Below are 12,773 nucleotides of genomic sequence, written 5' to 3'. Positions count from 1 at the left end.
CCCTGCTAAGGGTGGGGTGTCGCGCCGGCGCGCAACGGCTTTGCTAAAATCGCGGGGTTTCGTCCACGGCCGAACATTCGCGAAGACGCCTTTGCTCGCGGCGTGACAGCGCTGCAATGGCGTTCTCTTTGCCGCTTTCGGCGGCGCTTCATTCGGGCTCCGATGAAACCCGCATCCGGGACGACCCGCGCGGCACTCATTTCATTTCCGGGGACGACCCCGATCGGCTTTTCATCGGAGTCAGCCATGGCCTGGATTCTTCTCGTATTCGCGGGTTTGCTCGAAGTGGCGTGGGCCGTCGGCCTTAAGTACACGCAGGGCTTCACTCGTATCGTGCCGTCGGTCTTTACGATCGCATCGATGGTCGGCAGCGTTTGGCTGCTCGCGCTCGCCGTGCGCTCGTTGCCGCTTGGCACGGCCTATGCCATCTGGACGGGCATCGGCGCAGTCGGCGCCTTCGTGCTTGGCATCGTGCTGTTCGGTGAATCGGCGTCGGCGGCGCGCATTGCGAGCGTCGCGCTGATTCTGGCGGGCCTTGTCGGCCTCAAGCTCACGGCCGCCTGAGCACACCGCGGCACCCGGCGGCGCGCCGGCCGACGCCCGCGTCTCGCGAAAACGGTCCCCGGTGGTGCGTTGCCGCAACGCGCGGCATAATGACGCGGTAACGGTCATTCCGCGACAGCCGCGATGGCTCGGTCTCGCGCGCCGCATTGCGAGCGGATGACGGTTGCCGCGTGGGCCGTTGCCACGCGTGATCGTGCGACGCCGTCATGTCGGCGGCAGCGAGGTCACCATGCTTGAATCGATTGCGCTCGGCGCAGGGCTGTCCTGGGGCAGTGGCCTGCGGTTGTACCTGACGGTGTTCTGCGCAGGAATGGCGGCGCGTCTGGGCTGGCTGCATCTGCCGCCGTCGCTGGCCGTGCTGGCATCGACGTGGGTCATTGCCACCGCCGGCGTGCTGGCGGCCATCGAGTTCTTTGCCGACAAGATTCCATTCGTCGACAGCGCCTGGGACGCGGTGCATACGTTCATCCGCATTCCGGCCGGGATCGTGCTCGGGGCGGCCGCGCTCGGGCAGATGGACCCGACCGTCACGGTTCTCGCCGGTCTGGCCGGCGGCGCGCTCGCGGGCACGGCGCATCTGGCCAAGGCGGGCAGCCGCGCGCTGATCAATACGTCGCCGGAACCTTTCTCCAACGTGGCGGCCTCAGCCGGCGAAGATGTCTCTACGGTGGGTGGACTGGCGCTTGCGTTCTTCCTTCCCGTCGTCTTTCTCTTGTTGTTGCTGGTGTTCGTCGTGCTGGCGTGGTGGTGGCTGCCGCGGGTCTGGCGGGGGTGGCGCTCGCTGCTGGCGCGGGTCAAAGGATTGAGGAACGATGGGGTTCACTGAGATTGCCCGCCAGGCATGGCGGATGTTCCTGCGCGACTGGCGCGCAGGCGAGTTGCATCTGCTTCTCGTGGCGCTGTTGCTGGCGGTGGGCGCACTCTCGAGCGTGGGTTTTCTCTCGGATCGGATGCAGCGCGGGCTTGAGCGCGATGCGCGCCAGATGCTCGCGGCCGATCTTGTGGTTCGCAGCGACGCTCCGCTGTCCCCGGAATTCGCTCGTCAGGCCGGGGTCGAGGGGCTGAACACGGCCGTTGTCGCCAATTTCCCAAGCATGGCGAGCGCCATCGGGCCGAATGGCCAGGCCAACGTGAGCCGGCTGTCGTCGCTCAAGGCCGTCAGCGACGGTTATCCGCTGCGTGGGCGCGTGCGCACCGCGCCCGATGGCGCGCCCGACACGCCAGACGCCCCGGCCGCCGGCATTCCCGAGCCCGGCACCGTGTGGGTGGATGCCGCGCTGCTCGACGCCTTGCACGTCAGGCCGGGCGACGCGATCCGCGTGGGCAATCGGACGTTGCGCATCGCCGCCGTCATCACGCGCGAGATGGACCGCGGCTACGGCTTCGGCTCGCTCGCGCCGCGTGTGATGATGCGCTTCGACGAGTTGCCGTCCACCGGCCTCGTGCAGTTCGGCAGCCGTATCACGTATCGCCTGCTGGTGGCGGGGCCTGACGCGCAACTCGCCAGGTTCGCCGACTGGGCGCGTGCGGCCGCCGAGCGTGCGCGCGGCGTGCATCTCGAATCGCTCGAGGACGGCCAGCCGCAGGTGCGTCAGACGCTCGATCGTGCCGGACGCTTCCTCTCGCTCGTGGCGCTGCTCGCCGCGGTCCTCGCGGCCGTGGCGGTCGGCATCGCGTCGCGCCGCTACAGCGAGCGGCACCTCGACGCCTGCGCCGTCATGCGCTGCCTCGGGGTGTCGCGTCGCGCCCTGCGTGGCATGGTGACGATCGAATTCGTCGGACTCGGGTTGATCGGCGGCGCGCTGGGCGTGGCGCTCGGCTACGTCGCGCATTGGGTATTGCTCGCCCGGCTGGGCGATGTGATTCCGGCAGGACTGCCGGCGCCGACGTGGCGGCCGGCCGTATTCGGCCTGGCGAGCGCGCTCGTGATGCTGCTCGGTTTCGCGCTGCCGCCGCTGCTGCCGCTCTCGGAAGTCGCGCCGCTCCATGTGCTGCGCCGCGACTTGGCGGGCGGCGCGCGTCGTCAGGGCTGGCTCGCCTACGCGGCCAGCGCGCTGGCGTTTGCCGCGCTGTTGCTGTTCGCCGCGCGCGACCTGCGTCTGGGGGCGATGGTCGCCGGCGGTTTCGTCGCCGGCGCGCTGGTATTCGGTGTGCTCGCGTGGCTCGCCATCCGCGGGCTTGCCGCATGGGCGCGGCGCCACGGTATCGCAGGCGGAGGCGGCATGGGGGGCATGGGCGGCGTGGGTTGGCGCTATGCACTAGCCGGGCTGCGCCGCCGGGGCCTTGGCAGCGCCTTGCAGGTCGTGGCGCTCGGGCTCGGGCTGATGGCGTTGCTGCTGCTCGCGGTGACACGCAACGATCTGGTCGCGGGGTGGCGCCAATCGAGTCCGCCGGACGCGCCGAACCGCTTCGTCATCGATATCCAGCCGGGGCAGGACAGCCCCGTGCTGGCGCAACTGCGCGCGAGCGGTCTGCCCGACGTTCAACTCTCGCCCATGATCCGTGCGCGACTCACGGCTATCAACGGCAAGCCGGTGACCGGCGAGAGCTATACGGAAGAGCGGGCGCGCCGGCTGGCCGAGCGCGAGTTCAACCTCTCGTACACGTCGGCGCTGCCCGAAGGCAATCGCATCACGGCCGGGCAGTGGTATGGCGATGCGACGTCGCCACAAGTGTCCATGGAAGAGGGCATTGCGAAGACGCTGGGCCTGAAGCTCGGCGATACGCTTCGCTTCGAAGTGACCGGGCAGAGCATCGACGCTCCCATCACGAGCCTGCGCAAGCTTGACTGGGGTTCGATGCGAGTGAACTTCTTCGTGGTGATGCCGCCGGCGGCATTGCGAGAGTTTCCGATGACGTGGATCACGTCGTTCCATCTCGAGCCGCGTCAGCAAGGCGTGGCCGATGCGCTGGTGCGTCAGTTTCCGAACGTGACGGTGATCGACACGGGCGCGCTGCTCGCACAGATCCAGCAGATCCTCTCCCAGGTGATCGACGCGGTGCAGGCGCTGTTTCTCTTCACGCTTGCGGCAGGTGTGCTGGTGCTGTACGCGGCGCTGGCGGGCACGCGCGACGAACGCATGCGCGAGAGCGGCATTCTGCGCGCACTGGGCGCATCGTCGCGCCAGCTTCGCGACGTGCATCTGGCCGAACTGGTGACCGTCGGGGCGCTCGCCGGCCTGTTGGCGGCGCTCGGAGCCGGCGCGCTTGGCTGGGTGCTGGCACGCTACGTCTTCGAGTTCGCGCTGCGTTTCAATCCATGGCTGCCGGTGCTGGGTATCGGCGCCGGCGTGCTGTGCGCGCTGGTCGGCGGATGGAGCGGGCTGCGGGCCGTGCTGCGTCAGTCGGCGGTGCGCACGCTGCGCGACGTGTGACGGTGGGGGGCGCGGCGTCGTGCCGCGCGCCCATGCGCGAACGCCCGCCGTCGGGCACAATATCGGCCATGACGACCGAAAACACCCCCTCATCCCCCAAGGACGACGACGCTCAGGATGCGCCCGCGCAGCCGAGCGCGTTCATGCTGCTCGGCGGCGAAGACCGCGTGCGCGAACTCGTCGACCGCTTCTACGACCTGATGGACCTCGAACCGGAGTTTGCAGGCATTCGCAGCCTGCATCCCGAGGCGCTCGGCGGCTCGCGCGACAAGCTGTTCTGGTTCCTGTGCGGCTGGCTGGGCGGCCCCAATCACTACATCGAACGATTCGGGCACCCGATGCTGCGGGCGCGCCACCTGCCGTTCCCGATCGCCACGAGCGAGCGCGACCAGTGGCTGCGGTGCATGGCCTGGGCCATGCAGGACATCGGCGTCGAAAAGTCGCTGCAGGAGCGTCTCATGCAAGCCTTTTACGGCACGGCCGACTGGATGCGCAACCGCGCGGGCTGAGTTTCCCGCGTCTTCCGCGTATTCCGCACCTCCCGCACCTCCCGCGCCTCCCGCGTCTCCCAGGTCTTCCGCGTCTCCCAGGTCCTTATTACGCCCAGTTTCCCAGGATGGGCGGCGTATCGTCCCTGGTGAACCGCGTCAGCGTCACCGGCGCCTCGGCATGCGCCACATGCAGACCGTTCGGGCCGTCCCGCAATTCGTATTCGTGCCGCTTGCGCTTGGCCTCGTCCAGCGTGATGCACGTCGATACGATGGGCGGCATGACGGCCCGCAAGGTCGTGCTCGCAATGGCCGCTCCCAACTGCGCGTACTCGAGCCGATTGCTCGCGGACGGCGCGGGGACGTCGGGCATCGGCGTCGAGGCCGGGGTGGGCTCGGGCGCCGGCGAGGGATGCGTTGGCGGCTCGCGCAAACTCTCGCGCGTCGCCCACAGCGCACCGATCGAGCCCACCGCGCTGAAAAGTGCGACGTTGCTGATGCCGTTCTGCAACGTCTTGAAGTGGTCCGTGAACGGCCGCAACGTGGCCGACAGCCCGGCGAGCGACGGGAGCCACTGCGCATCCTTGATGTCCTTCGCCGATTTCGAGCGGTTCAGAAAGGTGCCGACTGCCGTCAGAAAGTCGAGTGCAGCGCTCGCGCACAGCACGCCGGTCCCGACGCTCGCCGCGCGATGTTCGAGCGTGAGCGTCTTGTGGTTCGAGCCGGCGTCGAGCGCTTCGCTCGCCCGGGCGAGCGCGAAAATCGTCGTGTGCGCGCTGGCCGTGATGAAGTGCTGGGTCAGCGCCGTGAGCCGGGCATGCGTGAAGATGGGCAAAACGGTGTCCGACGCGCGCATCCTGAATCCGCCGTGGGCGCCACCCGCGGGCGCGAGTCCCAGCATCGCCTCATCGAGCAAGGCGGCAGAGGCGCCGGAACCTGACTGGCCGGGCGATACGTTGAAGTGCGTCTGGCACGTGGTAATGGAAAAAACACCGAGGTCGTTCGTCATGGGGGGCTCCTATCGAGTTGGGGGAAGTCCTCAGAGCGAGGTGATGAGCTGCCGCGCCGCGTCGGCGACCCGGGCGTGGCGATGCGAGGTTTCGGCGACCTGCAACGCGTCGATCGCCAGTTCACGCGCCATCTCGTGTTCGCCGCGTTGCCGTTCGCTGAGCGCCGCGAAGTAGAGCGGGGTGGGGTCATGCACGTCCAGCAGGAAGGCGAAAAGCAGTGGCGCCGGCGCGTTGTCGTGCATACCGCTTTGATGCAGGACGTAACCGAGTGCCTTGAATGTCTCGGCCTGCTGCGGAAAGCGCAGGCACAGGCGGCCGAAAGCATCGGCCGCACCCGCGAGGTCGCCGGCGTCGCGCAACGCGCGCGCATGCGCGAATTCGGCCGGGAAAGAGGGAAGCCCGGGGAGGGCCTCGGGGGCGTCGGCGCGCGGTGTGGCGTCAGGGCCGGCAGGGCCGGCAAGGGTGGAAGGGACGGCAGGGGCGGCAGGGGTGGCGCCGGTCATGGAGGGACGGGGGTGAAGATCGGGCACGGTTGGACTCCTTGGCATTCGCCGGTCACGATGACCGACCGGCAATAGCCTAGGGGGCGCGTCGGGCCGTGACTTTCGGGACGCGCCAAAACTTCTTGGGGCGCCGTAATCTGCGGTGAAATTGGGCGCGTGGCGCACGCGCGCACGGGGTTTGCGGCGCAAAGATGCCGTTTTAGGCCACCGTGACGGAACCCGGACAGCACGATAACCCCGATGGGCACGATGGCAACGCTGTCGTTTGCCGACCGTACCGGCGTGCGGGCGTGGGATTGTCCCTTGTCAGCGGCGCGCGAATCGCGCGAACATGTCCCGTTCGCAAAGGAGGAACCATGAGTACCGAAGCGCTGTTTCGGCAAGACGCCTATCTGCGCCAATGCGAGGCGCGTATCACGCATATCGACGAGACCGGCATCATGCTCGATCGGACTGTCTTTTATCCGCTCGGCGGCGGGCAGGCGGGTGACACCGGACACTTCGTGCTGGCCGACGGCACGCGGCTTGTCATCGCCGACACCCGCAAGTCGAAACGCGAGGGCGCGACGCCGGACGACGCCGTTCACGTGCCGGCCGAAGGGCAGGCCGAGGTGCTGGCGAAGCTCTCGGTGGGCGAGCCCGTGCGCGCGGAAATCGACTGGGACCGGCGCTTTCGCCACATGCGCTTTCACACGGCCTCGCACCTGATGTGCGCCGTGCTGCCGCATCCCGTGGACGGCTGCAGCATCACCACCGAGTACGCGCGACTCGACTTCGTGACCAACGAGCCGATCGAGCGCGAAACGGTCGAAGCCGGCCTGGCGGCGCTCGTGGCGGCCGCGCGCCCGGTGGCGATCGACAGCATCAGCGACGAGGAAATGGCTGCCCGGCCCGAACTGGTGCGCACGATGAGCGTGAAGCCGCCGGTCGGACTCGGCCGCGTGCGTCTGGTGCGCATCGAGGGTGTCGATTTGCAGCCGTGCGGCGGCACGCATGTGGCCAATACGTCGGAAATCGGGGCGTTGAAGGTGGCCAGGATCGAAAAGAAGACGTCGCGCACGCGTCGCGTGGTATTGGCATTCGCCTGAATCTGGCATCATGCGGGTCACGTCCTGATATGTCCTGATACTTCCTTCACGCACCCGACATCTCCATGGTAGCTCCCGCACCCGAGCCGTCCCCCGCAGCCGCGCCCTGGCAGGCCGTTCTCGACTTCTGGTTCGGCGCGCCCGGCGCGCCGGATTTCGGACTGGCGAGACCGGAGTGGTTTCGCAAGTCGGACGTGTTCGACGAGGAAATCCGGGCGCGCTTTGGCGCGCTGCACGAGCGCGCCCTGGCAGGGGAACTGGACGGCTGGGCCGATACGCCGCTGGGCGCCTGCGCGCTGATCGTGGTGCTCGACCAGTTCTCGCGCAACCTGTATCGCGGGCAGGGGAAAGCCTTCGCGGGGGACGCCAAGGCGCTCGCCGTGGCGCGGCGTCTAGTCGGCGCGGGCGACGATCGCCGCCTGCCGAGCGCGCAGCACCGCGTGTTCGTCTATCTGCCGTTCGAGCACGATGAGTCGCTCGAGAGTCAGCACGCTTCGTTGGCGCTCTACGAGCAACTCGCCAGGGACGCGGGGCTCGTCGACAACCTGGACTACGCGCGCAGGCACGCGATCATCATCGAGCGATTCGGACGCTATCCGCATCGCAACGAAGCGCTGGGACGGGTGTCGACGCCCGAGGAAGTGGCGTTTCTGAAAGAGCCGGGATCGTCGTTCTGACGACGCCCGGCGCGTGCGTCGCTCAGCTGCGGGGCGCTGTCGGCGCAGCGGTGGAAGGGGTGGAGGAAGCGTCGGCCGAGGTGTCCGCCGAAGTGGCCTGCAAAGTGGCCTGCAAGGTGGCCTGCGAAGTGGCCTGCGAAGTGTCCGCCGAAGTGGCCGGCGACCCTGCGCGGCGGCGTTGTTGATGCCAGCAAATGGCGAAGAAACCGATCGCATAAGCGAGGATGCTGCCGGCGACGGCGCACGTCGCGAGCCCGGTGGCCAGATGCAGCGTGGCCGTGCCGAAGTCGAAATGCCGCCACTGCGCCCAGAGGCTCTCGCTCGCGCGTGCCGCCGCGGCGACACCTGCCTCGATGTCAGCACCGGGCGACCACGACGTCCATTCGAACATCCAGCGGCCCAGGCGGTGCGCGCCCAGATAGACGAACGGCACCGTGAGCGGGTTGGTGACAAGCGTGCCCGCGGCTGCGATTAGCAGGTTGCCGCGCAGCAGGGCGGCGGCGAGCACCGCAATCAGAATCTGGCCGAACGGAACCAGAATCCCGAAGAAAACGCCGCACGCCAGCCCGATCGCGACGCCGCGGGGCGTGGCATGCCACAAGTGGCGGCGCAGCAACAGCCCGGCGTGAGGCCGGAGCCAGCGTGAGCGCAGAAGCCGCATCGGGCGAAACATCTTTAACATCATGGGCGGGTTTGCTCGTCAAGGAAGGATGGACCCGGGCGGGCAAGACGTGTGCGAGTGCCTGTCGGTCCGCAACAACGGTCTGAGTAGGTGTCGCGGCAAGAGTTCAATGCGCAGCCGCGGCGGCGGCAGGCGTGGTCCCGCCGTGAGGGCGTGAGGGCGTGGGCGGGAAAACGGTATGACGGGATGAGCGCGATGAGTGGGATGAGCGGGAGGGTCCATGACGCCGGCCCGCCCCCCAAAAAACAATGCCGCGCGACGGCAGCGTCGCACGGCATGATGCGCTCGCGGGGCCGGGAGCTTCGGCCTGCCGGCGCCTAGATCTGGGTGCGCTGCTTGGCCCAGCGATCGATCTGCGACGGCTTGAAGCGCTGAATCGTCTCGAGCAGCGCCTCGGGGGATGTGGCGACCTGCAACTGATCGAGTTGCGCGCCCTTGAGGAACTGCTCCGTCACCATCGCGTTCAGGAACACCATCAGCGGATCGTAGTAATGCTCGACGTTGAGCAGGCCGATCGGCTTCGCGTGGTAGCCGATCTGCAGCCACGTAAAGACCTCGAACAGCTCTTCGCACGTGCCGATGCCGCCGGGCATGGCGATGAAGGCGTCCGACAGATCGGCCATCTTCTGCTTGCGCTGGTGCATGTTCTCGACGACGTGCAGTTCCGTGAGTCCGGTGTGACCGACTTCCTTGTCCACCAGCGCCTTCGGAATGATGCCGATGGCCTGCCCGCCATGGGCGAGCACGGCATCGGCGACGATGCCCATCAGCCCGACCTTGCCCCCGCCGTAGACGAGACGGATGCCGGCTTCGGCCATACGACGGCCCAGTTCGCGCGCGGCTTCGGCGTATGCGGGACGCGCGCCCGCGGCGGCGCCGCAATAGACGCAGATGGATTTGACTTCGGACGACATGCCTTACTTGACTCCCTTGGATGGTGGTACGTGCGCGGAAGATTCCCGCGCCATCTTCTCGTACAGCTCGAGCGAGCGGCCCCGCAGATACGGTGCGAGCTGCGAGAGGATGTGATAGCTCGATCGATGCAGTCCCGCGCCGATCTCGTCCGGATCGTTGTACTTGCGCGGGTTCATCACGAATTGATACGACAGCCAGTAGGTCGAGATCACGACCATATTGGTCGTGGCAACGTCGATTTCCTCGTCCGTGGCCTCCATTTCCCGATCGGCGACGAGCACCTCGCACATCTGCTTCGCGAACCGCTTCTTGTGGCCGAGGATCTCCTTGAAATGCGTCTCGAGCGTGCGATTGCGCGCGAGCAGGTCGTTCAGGTCGCGATACAGGAAACGATAGCGCCACAGGAATTCGGACATGTATTGCAGGTACGTCCAGACTTCGTCGATCGTGGGCTTGTGATCCGTCGGCAGCTTCAGCCGGCGTTCGATTTCCTGCTCGAACTGGGCGAAGATGCTGTTGATGATGTCGTCTTTGTTGCGGAAGTGGTAGTACAGATTGCCGGGGCTGATTTTCATCTCCTCGGCAATCGTGGTGGTGGTGACGTTGGGTTCGCCGAGATCGTTGAAGAGTCGTAGCGACACCTCAAGAATTCGTTCGCGGGTTCGGCGTGGCGGCTTTCCTTCCATGTCTGTCGGCCCCGGTTGGCGCAAGCTCGGCGACGGATGTTCTCCGCTTGCGTTCATGTAGATGAGTATCAGGTATACGGCGACCGATTATACCCGGCAGCCGCACGCTGCCAAGCCTGCGGGGCGGGGCGACCCCGATATCAGAAAAGCGCTGTACGTATCAGTTCGGCGATGACGGGGCCGGCGAGCGAAGCCCAGGTGAGCAGGCAAAGACCCAGCGCGACGAGCACGGCCGCACTGCCGAAATCCTTGGCGCGCTTGGACAGTTCGTGCCGCTCCAGCGAAATGCGGTCGATGGCCGCCTCGATGCTCGAATTGACCAGCTCGATGATGAGCACGAGCAGCACGGAGCCGATGAGCAGCACGCGCTCGACGGCCGTGACCGGCAGGAAGACCGCCGCGGGCAGCAGGATCGCGGCGAGCGCCAGTTCCTGCCGAAAGGCGCTTTCTTCGAACACGGCAAACTTGAAGCCGGACAGCGAATACTTCAGAGCGCGCCATGCACGCATGACGCCCCGGTTGCCCTTGTAAGGATTCGGTTGTCTGTCGCGCGGCGGCGGGTGATCGATGAACAAGCGTCAGGTTCCTCGCCGCAACGGGCTTTCGAGATGGGTCAGAGCGCGGGCGCGAGCGTCGGCTCGGGCTTGCGCGGGTGCAGATGCGAGGCGAATTCCTCGGAGGCGGCCTGCCACGAGAAGCGCTCGGCCCAGGCCCGTGCGCTCGCGCGCGAGACTTTGAGCGCATCGAGGCAGGCTTCGCGAAGATCCTCGCGCAGGGCGCCGCCTTCGCCTTCCGGGCAGCCGTCGAGCACGTCGACCGGGCCGGTGACCGGGTAGGCCGCCACCGGCAGGCCGCACGCCATGGCTTCGAGCAGCACGAGGCCGAACGTGTCGGTGCGGCTCGGGAAGACGAAGACGTCGGCCGATGCGTACACCTTCGCGAGCTCGGGCTGCGAGAGCATGCCGAGGTAGTTCACGTCGGGGTAGCGCGAGCGCAGTTCGGCCAGTTGCGGTCCCTCGCCGGCGACCCACTTGGAGCCGGGCAGGTCCAGCTTCAGGAAGGCCTCGATATTCTTCTCCACGGCAACACGTCCCACGTAGAGGAAAATCGGATGCGCCGAATTTAGCACATGTGCTTCCTGCACACGGAAGATGTCCAGGTCCACGCCGCGCGTCCACAACACCACGTTGCCGAACCCGTTCGCCTCGAGATCACGCTTGACCACAGGCGTGGGCGCCATCACCGCGCGCGACGGCCGGTGAAACCAGCGCAGAAACCGGTAGGTAGTCGCGAGCGGCAGGCCGAAGCGCGCCTGCACGTACTCGGGAAAGCGCGTGTGATAGGCGGTGGTGAACGGGAAGTCGTGGCGGATGGCCCACTTGCGGGCGGCCATGCCAAGGGGCCCTTCGGTGGCGATGTGCAGGGCGTCCGGGGCGAATTCCTCGATGCGGCGCGCCACCCGGCCGGCCGCGAAGAACGCGAGGCGGATCTCCGGGTACGTCGGACACGGTATCGTGCGGAACTCCAGCGGGGTCAGCAGCTCGACGCGGTGGCCGGCGGCTTCCAACTGAGCGCGCGTGTTCTTCAACGTGCGGACCACGCCGTTGATCTGCGGATCCCAGGCGTCGGTGATGATCATGATTTTCATCGGGCGCTCCTTCGCGCACGTGGCGCGGGTGGGTGGCACGCGTGCGAGAGCTCGCGCGGCGATGCCGGGTGGGGCGCGCGCAGCAGTCCCATGCCTTGCGCGCGCGGGGGGGGCGACTGCGTCAAAGGGCCGACGGCGTGCGAGAGGAGCTCGCCGCCGACAGCCGGTGGGGCCGGGCGTTCACGCGCTCACCGGCGTGGCCTTCACTTGGCTGCGGGCGGCGCGCCTTTGCGTCCAGTAGACGATGCGCAGCTCGCCTTCGGTCGTCTCGACGAGCGCGGAGAGGCTCTCGACCCAATCGCCGTCGTTGCAGTAGAGCAGGCCGTCGATGTCGCGGATCTCCGGCTTGTGGATGTGGCCGCAGACCACGCCGTCGCAACCACGGCGGCGCGCTTCGTCGGCCATCACATGCTCGAAGGCGGAGATGAAGTTCACGGCGTTCTTCACCTGATGCTTCAGGTATTGCGAGAGCGACCAGTACGGGAAGCCGAAGCGGGTGCGCACGCGGTTGAACCAGCGGTTGAGCAGCAGCGTGAGCGTGTAGAGCGAGTCGCCCAGGTAGGCGAGCCACTTCGCATGCTGGATCACGCCGTCGAACAGGTCGCCGTGGGTGATCCACAGCCGCTTGCCGCCGAGCGTGGTGTGAAACGCCTCGTCGCGCACCGCGATGTCGCCGAACGCGAGTCCGCAGAATTGCCGCGCGGCTTCGTCGTGATTGCCCGGCACGTAGATCACCTGCGTGCCCTTGCGTGCGCGGCGCAGCATCTTCTGCACGACGTCGTTGTGCGTCTGCGGCCAGTGCCAGCCGCGGCGAAGATGCCAGCCGTCGATGATGTCGCCGACGAGGTACAGATAGTCCGATTCGTGATGGCGCAGGAAGTCGAGCAGGTACTCGGCCTGACAGCCTTGCGTGCCGAGGTGGATGTCGGACAGCCAGATAGTGCGGTAGCGGGTGATGCCTTCAGGCGGTGGGTCGAGCGGGTCGGGGGTGTCCGGCGGCAGGTCGATCGTGGAGGGCGGTGTGGCGGGAGGGCTGGCGGGTGGGCAGAGGGGGCGGCCCGGCGGGGTGTCAGCGAAATGTCCGGCGCGAGCAGCAGGCGTGGGAATCGGAAAGTCGAAGGTCGGTGTCGTCGTCATA

The 12,773-nt window shown here is 67.3% G+C and carries 12 protein-coding genes and 2 pseudogenes; 6 read left to right on the top strand and 8 right to left on the bottom strand.

Annotated features, from left to right (window positions below):
- Window positions 1-246: 246 nt before the first annotated feature.
- The 4 genes from sugE (at window position 247) to CDN36_RS07200 (ending at window position 4,447) form a co-directional block, all read left to right on the top strand.
- A complete protein-coding gene (gene sugE, locus CDN36_RS07215) occupies window positions 247-564 on the top strand; it encodes a quaternary ammonium compound efflux SMR transporter SugE (RefSeq protein ID WP_150555732.1) in 318 nt (105 codons plus the stop codon).
- Window positions 565-793: 229 nt separating this feature from the next.
- The gene (locus CDN36_RS07210) at window positions 794-1,390 is read left to right on the top strand and encodes a DUF4126 domain-containing protein (protein ID WP_150555733.1); all 597 of its coding nucleotides are present in this window, start codon (window positions 794-796) and stop codon (window positions 1,388-1,390) included.
- The gene (locus CDN36_RS07205; RefSeq protein ID WP_287496351.1) at window positions 1,377-3,938 is read left to right on the top strand and encodes an ABC transporter permease; all 2,562 of its coding nucleotides are present in this window, start codon (window positions 1,377-1,379) and stop codon (window positions 3,936-3,938) included. Before CDN36_RS07210 ends, CDN36_RS07205 begins: the two co-directional genes overlap by 14 nt.
- Before the next feature lie 68 nt (window positions 3,939-4,006).
- Window positions 4,007-4,447: a group II truncated hemoglobin gene (locus CDN36_RS07200; RefSeq protein WP_287496350.1), complete on the top strand. Its 441-nt coding sequence runs from the start codon at window positions 4,007-4,009 to the stop codon at window positions 4,445-4,447.
- An 88-nt stretch (window positions 4,448-4,535) separates the two neighbouring features.
- On the opposite strand, the gene CDN36_RS07195 is transcribed toward CDN36_RS07200, so the two are convergent.
- Entirely contained in the window at window positions 4,536-5,435 is a 900-nt protein-coding gene (locus CDN36_RS07195) for a hypothetical protein (protein ID WP_287496349.1), read from the bottom strand.
- Window positions 5,436-5,465: 30 nt separating this feature from the next.
- Window positions 5,466-5,966 (bottom strand): hypothetical protein, encoded by a 501-nt coding sequence (locus CDN36_RS07190; RefSeq protein ID WP_287496348.1) that lies wholly within the window; start codon window positions 5,964-5,966, stop codon window positions 5,466-5,468.
- Between the two features lie 329 nt (window positions 5,967-6,295).
- On the opposite strand from CDN36_RS07190, the gene CDN36_RS07185 reads away from it, so the two are divergent.
- Window positions 6,296-7,027: an alanyl-tRNA editing protein gene (locus tag CDN36_RS07185; protein ID WP_150555737.1), complete on the top strand. Its 732-nt coding sequence runs from the start codon at window positions 6,296-6,298 to the stop codon at window positions 7,025-7,027.
- A gap of 65 nt (window positions 7,028-7,092) precedes the next feature.
- Window positions 7,093-7,704, top strand: a complete 612-nt coding sequence (locus CDN36_RS07180) for a DUF924 family protein (RefSeq protein WP_287496347.1) — start codon at window positions 7,093-7,095, stop codon at window positions 7,702-7,704.
- Between the two features lie 22 nt (window positions 7,705-7,726).
- Here CDN36_RS07180 and CDN36_RS07175 read toward each other — a convergent pair whose 3' ends face one another.
- The 6 genes and pseudogenes from CDN36_RS07175 to CDN36_RS07150 all read right to left on the bottom strand — a co-directional run.
- A complete protein-coding gene (locus tag CDN36_RS07175) occupies window positions 7,727-8,389 on the bottom strand; it encodes a DUF2062 domain-containing protein (RefSeq protein ID WP_287496346.1) in 663 nt (220 codons plus the stop codon).
- Between the two features lie 314 nt (window positions 8,390-8,703).
- Window positions 8,704-9,300 carry an LOG family protein gene (locus CDN36_RS07170; RefSeq protein WP_150555740.1) on the bottom strand — a complete coding sequence of 199 codons (597 nt, stop codon included), beginning with the start codon at window positions 9,298-9,300 and terminating at the stop codon, window positions 8,704-8,706.
- 3 nt (window positions 9,301-9,303) lie between these two features.
- Window positions 9,304-9,987, bottom strand: coding sequence for a TetR/AcrR family transcriptional regulator (locus CDN36_RS07165; protein ID WP_150555741.1), 684 nt, complete (start codon window positions 9,985-9,987; stop codon window positions 9,304-9,306).
- Window positions 9,988-10,127: 140 nt separating this feature from the next.
- Window positions 10,128-10,523 (bottom strand): annotated as a pseudogene (locus CDN36_RS07160) (diacylglycerol kinase); the annotation flags it as partial.
- Between the two features lie 77 nt (window positions 10,524-10,600).
- A complete protein-coding gene (locus CDN36_RS07155) occupies window positions 10,601-11,635 on the bottom strand; it encodes a glycosyltransferase family 4 protein (RefSeq protein ID WP_150555743.1) in 1,035 nt (344 codons plus the stop codon).
- A 180-nt stretch (window positions 11,636-11,815) separates the two neighbouring features.
- A pseudogene (locus CDN36_RS07150) lies at window positions 11,816-12,664 on the bottom strand (UDP-2,3-diacylglucosamine diphosphatase); the annotation flags it as partial.
- Between the last annotated feature and the right edge of the window lie 109 nt (window positions 12,665-12,773).

Source organism: Pandoraea sp. CB10b_02 (genome assembly GCF_002216225.1).
In the GTDB taxonomy this organism is placed as follows: Bacteria; Pseudomonadota; Gammaproteobacteria; order Burkholderiales; family Burkholderiaceae; genus Pandoraea; species Pandoraea nosoerga.
This window is presented reverse-complemented; position numbering and strand designations above follow the sequence as displayed.